Source organism: Burkholderia sp. 9775_39 (assembly GCF_015712225.1).
Classification (GTDB): domain Bacteria; phylum Pseudomonadota; class Gammaproteobacteria; order Burkholderiales; family Burkholderiaceae; genus Burkholderia; species Burkholderia cenocepacia.
The window spans coordinates 1-363 of sequence record NZ_JACCQC010000126.1 but is presented as its reverse complement, the minus strand read 5'-3'; the positions used below and the strand labels follow the sequence as shown (position 1 = coordinate 363).

The following is a 363-nucleotide window of genomic DNA, read 5'->3' as shown; positions in this document are numbered from 1 at the left end:
CGGTCACCACGGTAGGATTCATGACTGGGGTGAAGTCGTAACAAGGTAGCCGTATCGGAAGGTGCGGCTGGATCACCTCCTTTCCAGAGCTATCTCGCGAAGTTGAGCGCTCACGCTTATCGGCTGTTGATAAAGGCAGAAAGACTGTCTGTTAGCGGTTTAAACGGTTATAATGCCGGCCGCCTTCGATAATCCTCAATGACAAACATTCGAATGACGATTGTTCGAGTCTTTGTCATTGGCGATTGAGCCAGTCAGAGCGGTACGAAAGTATCGGCTGTCGTTCTTTAACAATCTGGAAGAAGTAAGTAATTTGGATAGCGGAAGCGTCTTGAGATGGACGTGGAAACTATCCGGGTTGTG

1 rRNA gene is annotated in these 363 nt (G+C 48.8%); it reads left to right on the top strand.

The annotated features are described in order from the left end of the window. Nucleotides 1-83: ribosomal RNA gene (locus tag H0X90_RS35595) — 16S ribosomal RNA — on the top strand; the annotation flags it as partial. Nucleotides 84-363: the final 280 nt, after the last annotated feature.